Origin of the sequence: Pseudomonas sp. SWI44 (genome assembly GCF_002947915.1) — a bacterium.
In the GTDB taxonomy this organism is placed as follows: domain Bacteria; phylum Pseudomonadota; class Gammaproteobacteria; order Pseudomonadales; family Pseudomonadaceae; genus Aquipseudomonas; species Aquipseudomonas taiwanensis.
The window spans coordinates 5,257,238-5,270,627 of sequence record NZ_CP026674.1; the positions used below are offsets into that span (position 1 = coordinate 5,257,238).

General features: G+C 63.3%; 10 protein-coding genes and 1 pseudogene. 3 read left to right on the forward strand and 8 right to left on the reverse strand.

Annotated features, from left to right (window positions below; all coding sequences use genetic code 11):
* Positions 1 to 20: 20 nt before the first annotated feature.
* The 5 genes and pseudogenes from C4Q26_RS24805 to C4Q26_RS28935 form a co-directional block, all read right to left on the reverse strand.
* The gene (locus C4Q26_RS24805; protein WP_023380848.1) at positions 21 to 872 is read right to left on the reverse strand and encodes a CAP domain-containing protein; all 852 of its coding nucleotides are present in this window, start codon (positions 870 to 872) and stop codon (positions 21 to 23) included.
* A gap of 173 nt (positions 873 to 1,045) precedes the next feature.
* Positions 1,046 to 1,657, reverse strand: coding sequence for a cell wall hydrolase (locus C4Q26_RS24810; protein ID WP_041925504.1), 612 nt, complete (start codon positions 1,655 to 1,657; stop codon positions 1,046 to 1,048).
* A gap of 48 nt (positions 1,658 to 1,705) precedes the next feature.
* Positions 1,706 to 2,623 (reverse strand): AEC family transporter, encoded by a 918-nt coding sequence (locus tag C4Q26_RS24815; RefSeq protein WP_104883823.1) that lies wholly within the window; start codon positions 2,621 to 2,623, stop codon positions 1,706 to 1,708.
* 179 nt (positions 2,624 to 2,802) lie between these two features.
* Positions 2,803 to 3,558 (reverse strand): methyl-accepting chemotaxis protein, encoded by a 756-nt coding sequence (locus C4Q26_RS28930; protein ID WP_371919406.1) that lies wholly within the window; start codon positions 3,556 to 3,558, stop codon positions 2,803 to 2,805.
* A 150-nt stretch (positions 3,559 to 3,708) separates the two neighbouring features.
* Positions 3,709 to 4,947, reverse strand: a pseudogene (locus C4Q26_RS28935) (chemotaxis protein); the annotation flags it as partial.
* Between the two features lie 212 nt (positions 4,948 to 5,159).
* Between C4Q26_RS28935 and C4Q26_RS24825 the strand changes: the two are divergent.
* Positions 5,160 to 6,479 (forward strand): Na+/H+ antiporter family protein, encoded by a 1,320-nt coding sequence (locus C4Q26_RS24825; protein ID WP_023380842.1) that lies wholly within the window; start codon positions 5,160 to 5,162, stop codon positions 6,477 to 6,479.
* 12 nt (positions 6,480 to 6,491) lie between these two features.
* Here C4Q26_RS24825 and C4Q26_RS24830 read toward each other — a convergent pair whose 3' ends face one another.
* The 3 genes from C4Q26_RS24830 to C4Q26_RS24840 form a co-directional block, all read right to left on the reverse strand.
* The gene (locus tag C4Q26_RS24830; RefSeq protein WP_104883824.1) at positions 6,492 to 7,499 is read right to left on the reverse strand and encodes a FecR family protein; all 1,008 of its coding nucleotides are present in this window, start codon (positions 7,497 to 7,499) and stop codon (positions 6,492 to 6,494) included.
* Positions 7,500 to 7,669: 170 nt separating this feature from the next.
* Complete coding sequence (locus tag C4Q26_RS24835; RefSeq protein WP_104883825.1) at positions 7,670 to 9,439, reverse strand: acyl-CoA dehydrogenase C-terminal domain-containing protein; 1,770 nt, start codon at positions 9,437 to 9,439, stop codon at positions 7,670 to 7,672.
* A 39-nt stretch (positions 9,440 to 9,478) separates the two neighbouring features.
* The gene (locus tag C4Q26_RS24840) at positions 9,479 to 11,101 is read right to left on the reverse strand and encodes an acyl-CoA synthetase (RefSeq protein WP_104883826.1); all 1,623 of its coding nucleotides are present in this window, start codon (positions 11,099 to 11,101) and stop codon (positions 9,479 to 9,481) included.
* Between the two features lie 194 nt (positions 11,102 to 11,295).
* On the opposite strand from C4Q26_RS24840, the gene C4Q26_RS24845 reads away from it, so the two are divergent.
* Positions 11,296 to 12,702: a sensor histidine kinase gene (locus tag C4Q26_RS24845; protein WP_104883827.1), complete on the forward strand. Its 1,407-nt coding sequence runs from the start codon at positions 11,296 to 11,298 to the stop codon at positions 12,700 to 12,702.
* A 14-nt stretch (positions 12,703 to 12,716) separates the two neighbouring features.
* Positions 12,717 to 13,349, forward strand: coding sequence for a response regulator transcription factor (locus tag C4Q26_RS24850; RefSeq protein WP_104883828.1), 633 nt, complete (start codon positions 12,717 to 12,719; stop codon positions 13,347 to 13,349).
* Positions 13,350 to 13,390 lie beyond the last annotated feature (41 nt).

The window sequence follows — 13,390 nt, forward strand, 5'->3', positions numbered from 1 at the left end:
AACCCCTTCACCAGAAGGACTTACTGTGGACTGCCGAACAGCGCCGTCCAGTAGATGCCTGCATCGCTTTTCGGGTCCACCGCATAGGCCGCGCCCAGTTCGCGGAAGTCTGGGTTCATGAGGGTGGCGCAGTGTCCTGGGCTGTCCAGCCAGCCGTCGACCACCTTGCGCGCCGTATCGCGACCGGCGGCGATATTCTCGCCGATTTGCTGATAGAGGTAGCCGGCAAGCTCGGCGCGGTCGCCCGGGGTGCGGCCATCCTTGTCGACATGGTCGAAGAAATTCTGATTGGCCATGGCTCGGGTATGGCTGGCGGCCACGCCTGCCAGCGTCGCGTTCCAGCCCAGTGCGGGGGCAGCGGCATAGGGTTGGCCACCGCATTGGCGTGGTACCTTGCGTGCGGCATTGATCGCCTGCAGCACCTTTTGCCCCTCGGCTTGCCAGTCGCCCAGCCCGCCGCTTAGCAGCGGACGGGCAAGAACGATACGCCAGTCACGGCCTTCCTGGCTCACACCGATGTCGACGAATTGGGGGTCGAGCACCACCTGGCAAAAGCTCTCTTCGATGGCGTTCATCGCGGCACGGGCGTCGCGCGGGCCGGACAGGCTGATGGCCTGGACATTGACCATGGGGTAGGCCGCGCGGGACATGGCCTGCTGCAGGTCGCGGGTGCCTTCCGGCGACAGTGCCAGGCGCGTATCGCTGTTCAGGGGCGGCAGTTCCAGCGACACCTCGCCGCCGCAGCGTTGCGTCTGACTGCGATAGGCATTGATCGAATCGATCAGTTGCGCCTCTTCGCCAGTAACGGCCAGGGCCCCCGTCGAGACGACCAGGCCCAGTGACAAGGCGGCAACGGATGACAGGACGCGCATGTGGATCTCCCTATGGCTGGCAGCGTCTTGGTAAGCGCTGCCCATCCTACACAAGCTCGAGGCTTTTGGCCCGGAATCGTGCAGCTTGCCGGTGAAGCCGGCAGAAAGGTTATGGGCGGCAAAGGAGGGGATAGACCATTGGTCGCCGGAAAAGTGCGATCCAATGACCTGGCTCAGCGGGCCAACGCCTGGTTTGGCTTGTAGAAAAGAAAATGCTGGGTCTCGGCGGTCTTGCGGTAGGCCTTGGCCCACTCCGGGTGTACGTTGCGGTCATGGAAGTACAGTGCGCCGCCTGTGGGGTCCTTGAGTTGCTGGTTGAGGGCCCTGCGCGCGATTTCCTTGGCGATGGTGTAGCGCTGTTCTTCTTCGACCTGGTCCGGGCGACCATCGCACCACCAGGAGAACTGGCAGGATTTGGTTTCGACCCCTTGCTTGACCACCGCGCAGATCGAGTCCGGGAAGCCCTCATGGCCCAGGCGATTGAGCACTACGCTGGCCACCGCACTCATGTCCTCGTCCGTGGCACCCTTGGCTTCCCAGTAAATGGTCCGGGCCAGGCAGGTGATGCTGTCGTCCATCGGCGACTGGCCGGCCGGGTCCACCGCTTTTACCTCGCTCGGGGTCAGGGTTTCGCTTTTCTTCGGTGGCGGGGCATCCTCGACGACTTTTTCCTCGAGCGCTTCGGCCTTGTCCTCGGCGACCGCGGCCTTGGTACTGTCGGCCGCGTGAAGAGGGCCTGCAAGCAGGGCTGTGGTCAGCGCGATTACCATCCACGATAGGCGCATGGGCGAATGTCCGTACTGTGAGCTGAATCACAGTCTAGCCAATCGCCATCAACTCAACGTCAGCGAGAGCATCAATGGCAGGGTGACTGCGCCAGCCATTGTCTGCAGGGCGATGATGGTGGCCATCAACGGTGCGTTGCCGCCCATTTGCCGGGCCATGACATAGGACGATGAAGCCGTGGGCAACGCCTGGAACAGCACTGCCACGACGGCCGCCTGACCGCCCAGCCCCAGCAGCCGGCACAGCCCCCAGGTTGTGAGCGGCATGACCAGGAACTTGAACGTCGAAGCGGCCACCAACGGCCGCACCTGCTGGCCAAGTCTTGCACCGCCCAGGGCCGCTCCCACGCAAAGCAAGCCCAAGGGCAGGGCAGCCTGGCCCAGCGCCTTGACCGTGGGTTCGATACCCGCGGGCAGACCCAGGCCACTGAACCGCAACAGCAGCCCGCCCGCGCAGCCGACGATCAAAGGGTTGGCAAAGATTGCCCGCAGTACCGTGATCGGTGAGCTGTGGCGTGCGCTGAAACGAGCGAAGACCAGGACGCAAAGCAGGTTCACCAGCGGCACGATCGCTGCGTTGGCAACTGCCGCCAGTGCGATGCCGGCGCTGCCATAGATGCCGGCTGCCAATGTGGCCCCGATGTAGTTGTTGAAGCGCACGCCGCCTTGGAATACCGAGGTGAAGTCGGCCCCGTCATGGTTGGCGGCGCCTTGGTAAAGCATCAGCAGCAGGGCACCCAGCACGGTCGAGAGCATCAGCACGACAACCATGCCCATTACCGGAACGCCATCGAGGTTGGCGGTCGCCAGGCCATGCAGGAACAGCGACGGCAGCAGCACGTAGTAACTGAGGCGTTCTGCGCCGGGCCAGAATGGTTCGGCCAGAAAACCACGAGCGCGCAGGAAGGTTCCCAAGGCAATCAGCACGATGATCGGGACCAAGGTGGTCAGCAGCAGGTGGAGCATGGTCGGTGTTCCGTTGTCGGATTCCGGCACAGACTAGCGTGGACCGATGTTTGGGAACACGTTGTTTTGCACACAGACGGTTGACGGGTGTAATGCCGCGCTCAGAAACCAGCGCCGCGCACCTGGCGGCCAGCGTGGTGGCCATGTGAAGAGGGCCGGCTTTTGCCGGCCCTCGAGGCTCAGACGCGGAACTGGTCCATCAACGCCTGTTGCTGGTTGGCCAGGCTGTTGAGCGACTGGCTGACCCGCGCCGACTCGTTGGCTTGCCCGGACAGCGACTCGGTCACATCGCGAATGGTCGCCACATTGCTGTTGATCTCTTCGGCCACCGCGCTCTGCTCCTCGGCCGCTGAGGCGATCTGCAGGTTCATGTCGGTAATCACCGTCACGGCCTGTCCGATACGCTGCAGCGCGGTCACGGCCTGTCCGACCTGCTCGACACCGCCCTGGGCCTGGCGGTGGCTGTTGTCCATGGCACCGACCACTTCGCGGGTACCGGCTTGCAGGGCTTCGATCACCTGACGGGTTTCTTCCACCGATTCCTGGGTGCGTTGCGCCAGGTTGCGTACCTCATCGGCGACCACGGCGAAGCCACGGCCGGCTTCACCCGCCCGTGCAGCCTCGATGGCGGCGTTCAGAGCCAGCAGGTTGGTCTGCTCGGCGATCGAGCGGATCACTTCCAGCACCGAACCGATCTTCTCGCTGTTCTGTGCCAGCCCTTCGACCTCGGCCATGGCGGTGCTCATGTCGGCGGCCAGGGTGTCGATGCTCTGGGTGGTGCGGTCGATTACCGCAAGGCCTTCGCGGGTTGCCTGATCAGCATCGCGGGCGGCCTGGGCGGCCTGGGCTGCGCTGCGGGCAACGTCCTGAGCCGTGGCGCTCATTTCATGGGATGCGGTGGCGACCTGGTCGACCTGGCGGTATTGCTGCTCCATGCCGGCGCTGGTCTGAGTGGCGATGGCCGAAGACTGGTCGGCGGTGCCGCGAGCAGCCTGGACCGAGCGTTTGACCTCGGCAATGGTGGGCTGCAGTTTGTCCAGGAAGCGGTTGAACCAGCCAGCCAGTTCACCGAGCTCGTCGCGCTTGTCATAGGTCAGGCGGCGGGTGAGGTCGCCTTCGCCACTGGCAATGTCCTTGAGCATCGCCGCTACCCCAAGAATCGGTCGGGTGACGCCACGGGCCATCAGCCACACCATCAGCAGACCGGCGATCGCCGCTGCCAGGCCCAGGCCCAGTTCAAGCAAGGTGCCGCTGGTGTTGAGGGTGTCGAGTTCGCGTTTGAGGGTTTCAGCCGGCCCGGTCAGGGCGTTCTCCGGCACATCGAGCAGTACACCCCATGGCTGGGCGCCTGGGATCGGCTGGAATGCCGTCAGTACCTTCAGACGTTGCTGGTCGTGCAGGACGTTGAGCTTGCCTTCCGCCAGCTTGCGGACCAGTTCGTCGCCCTTGGCCGGGTCAACCTCGTCGAAACGATGGGCAAGCTTGCTGGCGTCGGCGCTGTAGCCTGCCAGCAGGCCTGCCGGGCTGAGGATGCCGACGGTGGTACGACCTTCGTACAGGCTGCGGCTGGCGTCTTCGCTCAGGGCTTGCAGGCTGTTGAGATTGATGTCGACGGAAAGCGTCGCGACCACTTTGCCCTGAACCGACAGCGGGAAGACGATGCTGGTCATCAGCACCCGTTGGCCGTCGATGTCATAGAAGTAAGGCTCGACCACGCAGACTTTACCGGTGGTGCGTGGGCACACGAACCAGGTGTTGGCCGGCTGCCCGCTCGGCCCGATTTGGGTATCGGTCAAGTCGCGCTCGGGGAGGGACATGGAGGTCAGCTGGCCTGCTCGTGGTTGCGACCAGTACAGGGAAAAACGCCCGGTTTCGTTGCTGCCCAGCTCCGCCTTGTCTGCGAACAGGCTGTCTTTGTTATCCAGAGCGTTGGGTTCGAACACCAGCGACAAGCCGAGCAGGTCGGGGTTGGCCTGCAGCGCGGCGCGCACCTGGCGGGTCATGTCCTCGCGCAGGTCGAAAGCGTCGAGGAAACGCTTTTCGGCTTGTTCGCGCAGGAACAGCACCTGACGGGCGAACCCTGCGCCGTATTGATAGGCGTCCATGAACTGGCGGCGAATGTTCAGCGCTTGGACTTCACCTTGTGACTCGATGCGTGCCTGGGCTGCCTGGGTGAGCATCTGCGTGCTGCTTTGCTTGACCAGGTCCGAACTGTGGTCCATGCGATACAGCGATAGTCCTACAAGCAACGTGACAATACCCGCCAGGCAGAGACCGGCGAGCAGGGTGATTTTCCACTGGATGGAAAGTTGTCGCAAAGGCATGGGGAGAATTCCCTTGTAATAGGTCTGGGCTAGAGACTGTGTCGGCGCTGAAATTTTTTTCTTTATTCGAACGATCAATTTAATTTTTGGCCCAGCCTGTGGCGACGCGTTGATCGCCTCGAAACAGGTCGACACATGGCGCTTTTGACATCCTTCGCTCGGTGCTTCAGAGTGCGCGCTTTTTTTCTGTCGCAAACGAGGTAAGCCAAACCATGAATGCAGTGATCGCCGCGGTCGGCATCATGCTGATACTCAGCCTGTCTCGGGTGCATGTGGTCATCGCCCTGATTATCGGTGCGCTGGCTGGAGGGCTGTTCGGCGGCCTGGGTATCGAAGGTACGCTAAAGGCGTTCAACGGCGGCTTGGGCGGTGGTGCCACGGTGGCGCTGTCCTATGCGTTGCTGGGTGCGTTCGCCGTGGCCATCGCCAAGTCCGGGCTGGCCCATGCGCTGGCTGACCGTGCCCTGGCCATGATCGACCGCCAGGGACATGCCGAGGGTGGTCGGATGAAGTGGCTGCTGATCGGCCTGATGCTGGTGGTGGCGGTGTCGTCGCAGAACATCCTGCCTATCCACATCGCCTTCATTCCATTGCTGGTTCCGCCCCTGCTGTACGTGCTGACTCGATTGCGCATCGATCGACGCCTGATCGCCTGCGTCATCACCTTCGGCCTGATCACGCCCTACATGTTTCTGCCGGTAGGCTTCGGCAACATCTTCCTCAATGAAATCCTGTTGGCCAATGTCGCTCGCGCCGGGGTCGATGTCAGCGGTATCAACGTGACCCATGCGATGGCCATTCCGGCTGCCGGTATGCTGGCAGGCCTGCTGATCGCGGTGTTCTTCAGCTACCGCAAACGTCGTGACTATGACCTGGAACGCATCGAGCAGGTGGAGCAGGTCAGTGTGCAGTACAACCCTCTGACCCTACTGGTGGCGGGACTGGCCATTGCCTGCGCGTTCATCGTTCAATTGTGGCTGGATTCGATGATCATCGGCGCGATGGTGGGTTTCCTGATCTTCTCGCTGTCGGGCATCGTGCGCTGGAAGGACACGGACGACCTGTTCACCGAGGGCATGAAGATGATGGCCATGATCGGCTTCATCATGATCGCCGCTTCGGGGTTCGCCGAAGTGATGAAGGCGACCGGTGAGGTCAAGGGCCTGGTCGAGGCATCGGCGCAGTGGATCGATCACAGCAAGGGCATCGGTGCCTTGCTGATGTTGCTGGTGGGACTGCTGGTGACCATGGGCATTGGCTCGTCGTTTTCCACGGTGCCCATCCTGGCGGCGATCTTCGTACCGCTGTGCGTGCAACTGGGCTTCGACCCGGTGGCCACCGTCTGCATCGTCGGTACTGCTGGAGCGCTGGGGGATGCAGGTTCGCCGGCGTCAGACTCGACCCTGGGTCCAACTTCAGGTCTGAACGTCGACGGCCAGCATCACCACATCTGGGATACCGTGGTGCCGACCTTCATCCATTACAACCTGCCGCTGCTGGCCTTTGGCTGGCTGGCGGCAATGGTGCTGTAAGGCTGGCCGCCGTCAGCCCTCGCTCGGCGGAGGAGAAATGCGGTTGAGGACGGTGCTGCCGTCCTTGCTGCGGGTCAGGTAAACCGGCAGGACCTTGGGCAGGTTGTCGACCAGCCGCTCGACCTCGCGGGTGTTGTAGATACCGCTGATACGGATCCGGCCGGTGCTGGCATCGGCGAGCAACAGCGGTGCGTCGAGGTAGCGGTTGATCACCGGCAGGGCCTGGTCGAGGCTCAGGTTGTCCAGAATCAGTTTGCCGCTGCGCCAGGCCAGGGCGTTGCCAAAGTCGTTGCTCTGCACCAGTTGCGGCTCGAAGTCGCCGGTGTGGTAGCTGGCCTGCATCCCAGGGCCCAGGCGGTAGCCGCCTTCGCTGCCGTCGCTGCTGACCAGAACCGAACCTTCCACCAGGGTGACCTTGACCTCGTCCTGGTACTTCCACACGTTGAACTGGGTACCGGTGACGCGGGTCTGGCCACGACCGGCGTGGACGATGAACGGGTGCGCACTGTCGTGGGTGACGTTGAAGAACGCCTCGCCGCGCTTGAGCCTGACCTGGCGTTGATCCTTGAAATTGAGGTAGGTCAGCTCGGTGTTGAGGTTGAGGTCGACCTGGCTGCCATCGCCCAGTTGCACGGTCTGCATCCGGCCGTCGGCTTCGAAGTGCTGGTACTGGTTGGGTAACCAGCCTTGTTCCCACCCGATCCAGCCCGCCAACGGCAGTACCGCCAGGGCAATGGCCGCGGCAGAAGCGAGCGGGCGCCGCGTGCGAGTGCGGCGGGTGACGTGTGGCGCCGGATTGAATTCGACCACCGTGGCCGTACGGGGCAGCAGCTCGGCGGTATCCCAGATCTCCAGCATCGCCTGGTACTCTTCGGCGTGCCGCTTATCGGCGGCCAGCCAGCGAGTGAACGCCTCGCGCTCGGCCGCCGTGCAGTCGTCGGCATGCAGACGCATGCACCAATGCGCGGCGGCGTCGGTAATGGCATCGTCAGGGGCGGGGGTCAAGGGATCGTGGTTCATTGCGGCTCCGGTTTTGCGCATTCTACCCCTGGCGAGGGGTTTCCGAGAACCGAGGTAATGGCGAATGACTATCAGATGAGCGGTCTTTTGTCGGTTTTGCGCTGAATATTCAGCGTTTGAGAATGCTTCGCGCCCCATCGGACATTGCGGGCCATGGGGCGCGAGGTGGGTCAGAATTGCGCGGGCGTCATCCCATAGAGGCTGGCGCTGCCGGCCCGAATGCAGGCCTCGAGGGCCAGGCTGCGTGGCAGGATGCGTTGGAAGTAGAAGTCGGCGCAGGCCAGCTTGGCGCCGTAGAAGGACGGGTCTTCATCGGCCTTGGCCTGCGCCACGGCGGCCATGCGCGCCCACATGTAGGCATAGGCGGTCAAACCGAAAAGGTGCAGGTATTCCACCGCCACGGCACTGACGAGGTTGGCCTGGGCAGGGGCCTGTTGTTGCAGCCACTGGCTGGTAGCTTCAAGGCGTGTCAGGGCTTCCTGCAGGGCGTCGCGGTGCAGGGGAGCGGTCACGGCGAAGGCGCGCACTTCGTGGATGAAACTGGCCAGGGCCTGGCCACCATCGGCGAGCACCTTGCGTCCCAGCAGGTCCAGGGCCTGGATACCGTTGGTGCCTTCATAGATCTGGGCGATGCGCACGTCACGCACACGCTGCTCCTGGCCCCACTCGCGGATGTAACCGTGGCCACCATAGACCTGCTGCCCGAGCACGCAGCTTTCCAGGCCGTTGTCGGTAAAGAATGCCTTGGCCACTGGCGTGAGCAACGCCACGAGGCGCTGGGCTTGCTCGCGTTCATTGGTGTCCTCCGCGTAGCGCGACAGGTCCAGTTGCTGGCCGACGTAGGCGGCGAAAGCCCGGCCACCTTCGGTGAGGGTGCGCATGGTCAACAGCATGCGCCGAACGTCACCATGATGGATGATCGGGTCGGCAGCCTTGTCCTGTGCTTGCGGGCCACTGGCGGCGCGGCTTTGCAGACGCTCGTTGGCGTATCGGGCGGCGCTTTGGTAGGACGCTTCGGCGCAGCCGATACCCTGGATGCCAATCGATAGCCGTTCGTAATTCATCATGGTGAACATGGCGGCCAGGCCCTTGTTTGGCTCGCCGACCAGGTAACCAGTGGCACCATCGAAGTTCATCACGCAGGTGGCCGAGGCCTTGATCCCCATCTTGTGCTCGATCGAACCACAGTGCACGGCGTTGCGTACCCCCAGGCGACCGTCTGCCTCGACCATGAACTTGGGTACCAGGAACAGCGAGATACCCCTGGCGCCAGCAGGGGCATCCGGCAGTTTGGCCAGTACCAGATGAATGATGTTCTCGGTCAGGTCCTGTTCGCCACCGGTGATGAAGATCTTGCTGCCGCTGATCTGATAGCTGCCATCGGCTTGGGGCTCGGCGCGGGTGCGGATCATTCCCAGGTCGGTGCCGGCGTGGGGTTCGGTCAAGCACATGGTGCCGGCCCAGCGGCCTTCGTACAGGGGCGGGAGGTAAGTCGCCTTGAGCGCTTCGCTGGCGTGGGCATCGAGTGCCAGGCAACTGCCGGCGCTCAATGCCGAATACAAGCTGAAGCTGCAATCGGCGGCGTAGAGCATCTCTTCGAACAGCACGCCAAGCATTTTCGGCATGCCCATGCCGCCGTACTCAGGGTTGCCGCCCAGGCCCACCCAGCCGCCTTCGCGGTAGGTTTGCCAGGCTTGACGGAAGCCTTGCGCAGTGGTGACCAGGCCGGCATCGAATTGCACGCCTTGCTCGTCGCCGTTGCGGCTGAGCGGGGCGATCAATTGGCCGGCGACCTTGGCCGCTTCTTCGAGGATGGCATTGGCGGTGTCGGCGTCGACCCGTTCGGCCAGGGCCGGCAGGCGCGCCCATAGGGCGGGGCCGTCGAACAGCTCATGGAGGACGAAGCGCATGTCGCGCAAGGGGGCATTGTAGTCAGTCATGGCAGCGCTCTTGAAAAAGTCGGATGGCAGTAGGGCAGGTCACAGTCCTTTGGCCCGGTCACGCAAAACGTATTTCTGGATCTTGCCGGTCGATGTCTTGGGCAGTTCACCGAACACCACGGTCTTGGGCACCTTGAACCCGGCCAGGTGCTCGCGGCACCAGCTGGTGATCTCGCTTTCACGGGTGGCCTCGTGTCCTGGCTTGAGTGCCACGAAGGCGCACGGTGTTTCTCCCCATTTCTCGTCCGGGCGGGCTACCACGGCGGCCTCCAGTACGGCAGGGTGCTTGTACAGGGTGTCTTCCACTTCAATGGTGGAGATGTTCTCGCCACCTGAAATGATGATGTCCTTGAGTCGGTCTTTGATTTCGACGTAGCCGTCGGCATGCCACACAGCCAGGTCACCGGTGTGGAACCAGCCGCCTCGGAAGGCCTCGGCAGTGGCTTCGGGGTTTTTCAGATAGCCCTTCATCACCGTATTGCCGCGCATGAAGATCTCGCCCAGGGTAGTCCCGTCGCGAGGTACGGGCTGCAGGGTCTGTGGGTCGGCGACCATCAGGCCGTCCAGTGTCGGATAGCGCACACCCTGGCGCGACTTGATCCGCGCCCGCTCGGCCAGTGGCTGTTCATCCCACTCGGCGTGCCAGGCACAGACGGTGACGGGGCCATAGACTTCGGTCAGGCCGTACACATGCGTGACCTTAATGCCCATTTCTTCCACCGCGCCGATCACCTTGGCCGGCGGGGCGGCTCCTGCGACCATGGCGTTCACGGGGTGTTCGATAGCCGCCTTGGCGCTCTCTGGCATGTTCACCAGGGCATTGAGCACGATCGGCGCACCGCACAGGTGGCTAACCCGATGCTCGCGGATCAGGGTTAGGATGCGCTGGGGATCGACCCGGCGCAGGAACACATGGGTACCAGCCAGGGCAGTGATGGTCCAGGGGTAGCACCAGCCGTTGCAATGGAACATCGGCAGGGTCCACAGGTACACCGGATGGTGGCCCATGGCCCAGGTCATCTGGTTGCCCAAGGCATTGAGGTAGGCTCCGCGGTGATGGTAAACCACGCCCTTGGGGTTGCCGGTGGTGCCCGAGGTGTAATTGAGGGAGATGGCCTGCCATTCGTCAGCGGGCCATTCCCAGTCGAACGCCGGATCACCTTCGGCCAGAAAGGCTTCATAGTCCAGTTCGCTGACTGGCTGGCCCTCGCCGTATTCGGGGTCGTCCACGTCCACGACCAGTGGGGGGTGTTCGAGCAGGGCGAGGGCGGCGCTGATCACACCATGGAACTCGCGGTCGGTGATCAGCACCTTGGCTTCGCCATGCTGCAACATGAAGGCGATCGCTTCGGCATCCAGGCGCACATTGAGGGTATTGAGCACGGCGCCAACCATAGGTATGCCGAAGTGCGCTTCGAGCATGGCCGGGATGTTCGGCAGCATCACCGCCACGGTGTCGCCAGGGCCGATGCCGCGCCCGGCCAAAGCGCTGGCCAGGCGGCGGCAGCGTTGGTAGGTTTCGCGCCAGTCGCGGCGGATGGCGCCATGGATCACCGCCGGGTAACTGCCGTAGACGGCAGCGGTGCGTTCGATGAAGCTCAAGGGGGTGAGGGCGACGTGGTTGACAGCAGCGGGCATCAGGCCCTGAGAGAAGATCGACATGCGGTTTTCCTGTAGGGGAGACAGGCGCAAGTTGTGCGCATGACCCCGGTGGCTGATTGTTAGCTCTGATCAGGGAACGGGAAGGCGCGCAATGGGCCGCCTTCCTCTGTCGCTGTTTTACGCGAATTGCTATGGTATCTGGAATATCGACCATAGCAATATAGTATAAATACTATACGAGTGAGCTTTGTAACGTGGACACACACCCCTCACCCTTGCTCGCCCTAGATCCACAACCGAGCCTGATTCTGGCGGCCGATGCCCAGCCCCTCGCCGTAAACCCGGCTCTCCAGGCGTTGCTTGACGAGGGCCTTGCACTGGCCGGCTGGCTGCCGTCTAACGCTGGGGCGCTGGTGCGTGCATGTCTGCATCAGCACCGGGCAATTGCTGACGTGGAGGTGCAGGTCGGTGAGCGCATCCTGTTATGGACTTTCATCCCTGACGATCGGCGCCAACAGGTGCTGGCCCGCTGCCGCGATGCGAGCGACGAACGTATGGGGGCTCGGGAAGCCGCCCAGGCGCGACGCCTTTACCGCTTGATCATCGAAAACACCACTGACCTGATCTCACGTCACAGCCCCGATGGCCGTTTCCTCGACGCCTCGCCCGCCGCCTATCGACTGGTGGGCGTATGGCCTGAGCACCTGCGTGGCACGGCGGTTCGCGCGCTGTTGCACCCCCGTGAGCGCCGTCAGGTATTGCAGCAGGCCGCCGAGGCCCTGGATCAGGACGGCTATCACACCATGACCTGCCGCGTGCGCCACGCGTCGGGCAACTACCGCTGGTTCGAGATCGCCGCCCGCGCGATACGTGAAACCTACACCGGTGCGGTGGTGGAGATCGTTTGTGTCTCTCGGGACATCACGTTGCGTATCGAGGCCCAGGAGAGCCTGGCTCATGGTGCGCGGCTGGCCACCCTGGGCGAGCTGGCCTCGGGTATCGCCCATGAAATCAACCAGCCATTGGCGGCGGTGGTCAATTACGCCAACGCCAGCCAGCGCTACTTGCAGGGCCTGGACCACGACCCGCAGGCGCGTGAGCGGGTTGGCCAGGGATTGCTGCGTATCACCGAGCAGGCTACCCACGCGGCCGAAGTGATCCGCCGTTTGCGGGCGTTCCTGCGCAAGGGGCCAAGGCGCCTGCAGGCCATTGAAGTGGCCGACGTGGCGGGCGAAGCCATTCGCCTGTGTGCTTGGGAGGCTGCCCGCGAGCAGGTCAGCATCGAACTGCGTGTGAGCGCGCAGTTGCCTGCGGTCTATGCCGACCGGGTGTTGCTGGAGCAGGTGCTGCTCAACCTGTTGCGCAATGCCATCGATGCCAACCGCGAGCAGCACGGCGAGCGACCGTCGCGTATCCTGCTGGGCGCGGTGCGCGAGGGCGACAGTGTGCTGGTCGAAGTGAAGGACCAAGGGCCAGGCGTAGCGCCTGAACGCCTGGAGGATATCTTCATACCGTTCACCACCAGCAAGGCGGCCGGTCTGGGGCTTGGGTTGAGCATGAGCCGCAGCCTGATCGAGGGCTTTGGCGGCAACTTGTGGGCACGATTGGGTGAGCAGGGCGGGCTGGTGATGTGCTGTCGGCTGGCCGTGAGCCGGGGATAACGGGAGGCAGAAGGGTGCAAGCGAAAGTGTATGTGGTCGATGACGACCAGGGCATGCTCGACTCGACGGTATGGCTCTTGGAGTCGGTGGGGTTGCAGGCGTTGCCGTTCGCCAGCGGACCAGCGTTTCTGGAGGCATGCGTGGACGATGGGCCGGCCTGCGTATTGCTCGATGTACGCATGCCGGGAGTCGGCGGTATGGCGGTGCAGCAGGCACTGCGTGAGCGGGGATTGGAGATTCCGGTGATCTTCGTCAGCGGCCATGCCGATGTGCCCATCGTGGTGCGGGCATTCAAGGCCGGCGCCTGTGACTTCATCGAGAAGCCTTACAACGACCAGTTGCTGTTGGACAGTGTCCAGGCCGCGCTGGAGCGTGCCGGGCGAGCGCGGCGTGGCGAGCTGGCGCAGGTGCAGGCGCGGATCGATGCCCTGACACCGCGTGAGCGCGATGTATTCGTGCCTCTGGCCCAAGGCCTGAGCAGCCGCGAGGTGGCCGAGCGGCTGGGGGTGAGTGTCAAGACCGTCGATCTTTATCGCGCACGGGTGATGAAGCGATTGCAGGCGCAAAGTCTGGCAGAGCTGGTGGGAATGGCGATTGCCTGCGGCGTGGTGGAAGCACTGGGGTTGGGAGTGGTAAGCAAGGCTTGAATCACCTACGTGTTTACATCCGCTGTTTGAGCGGCCTTTCG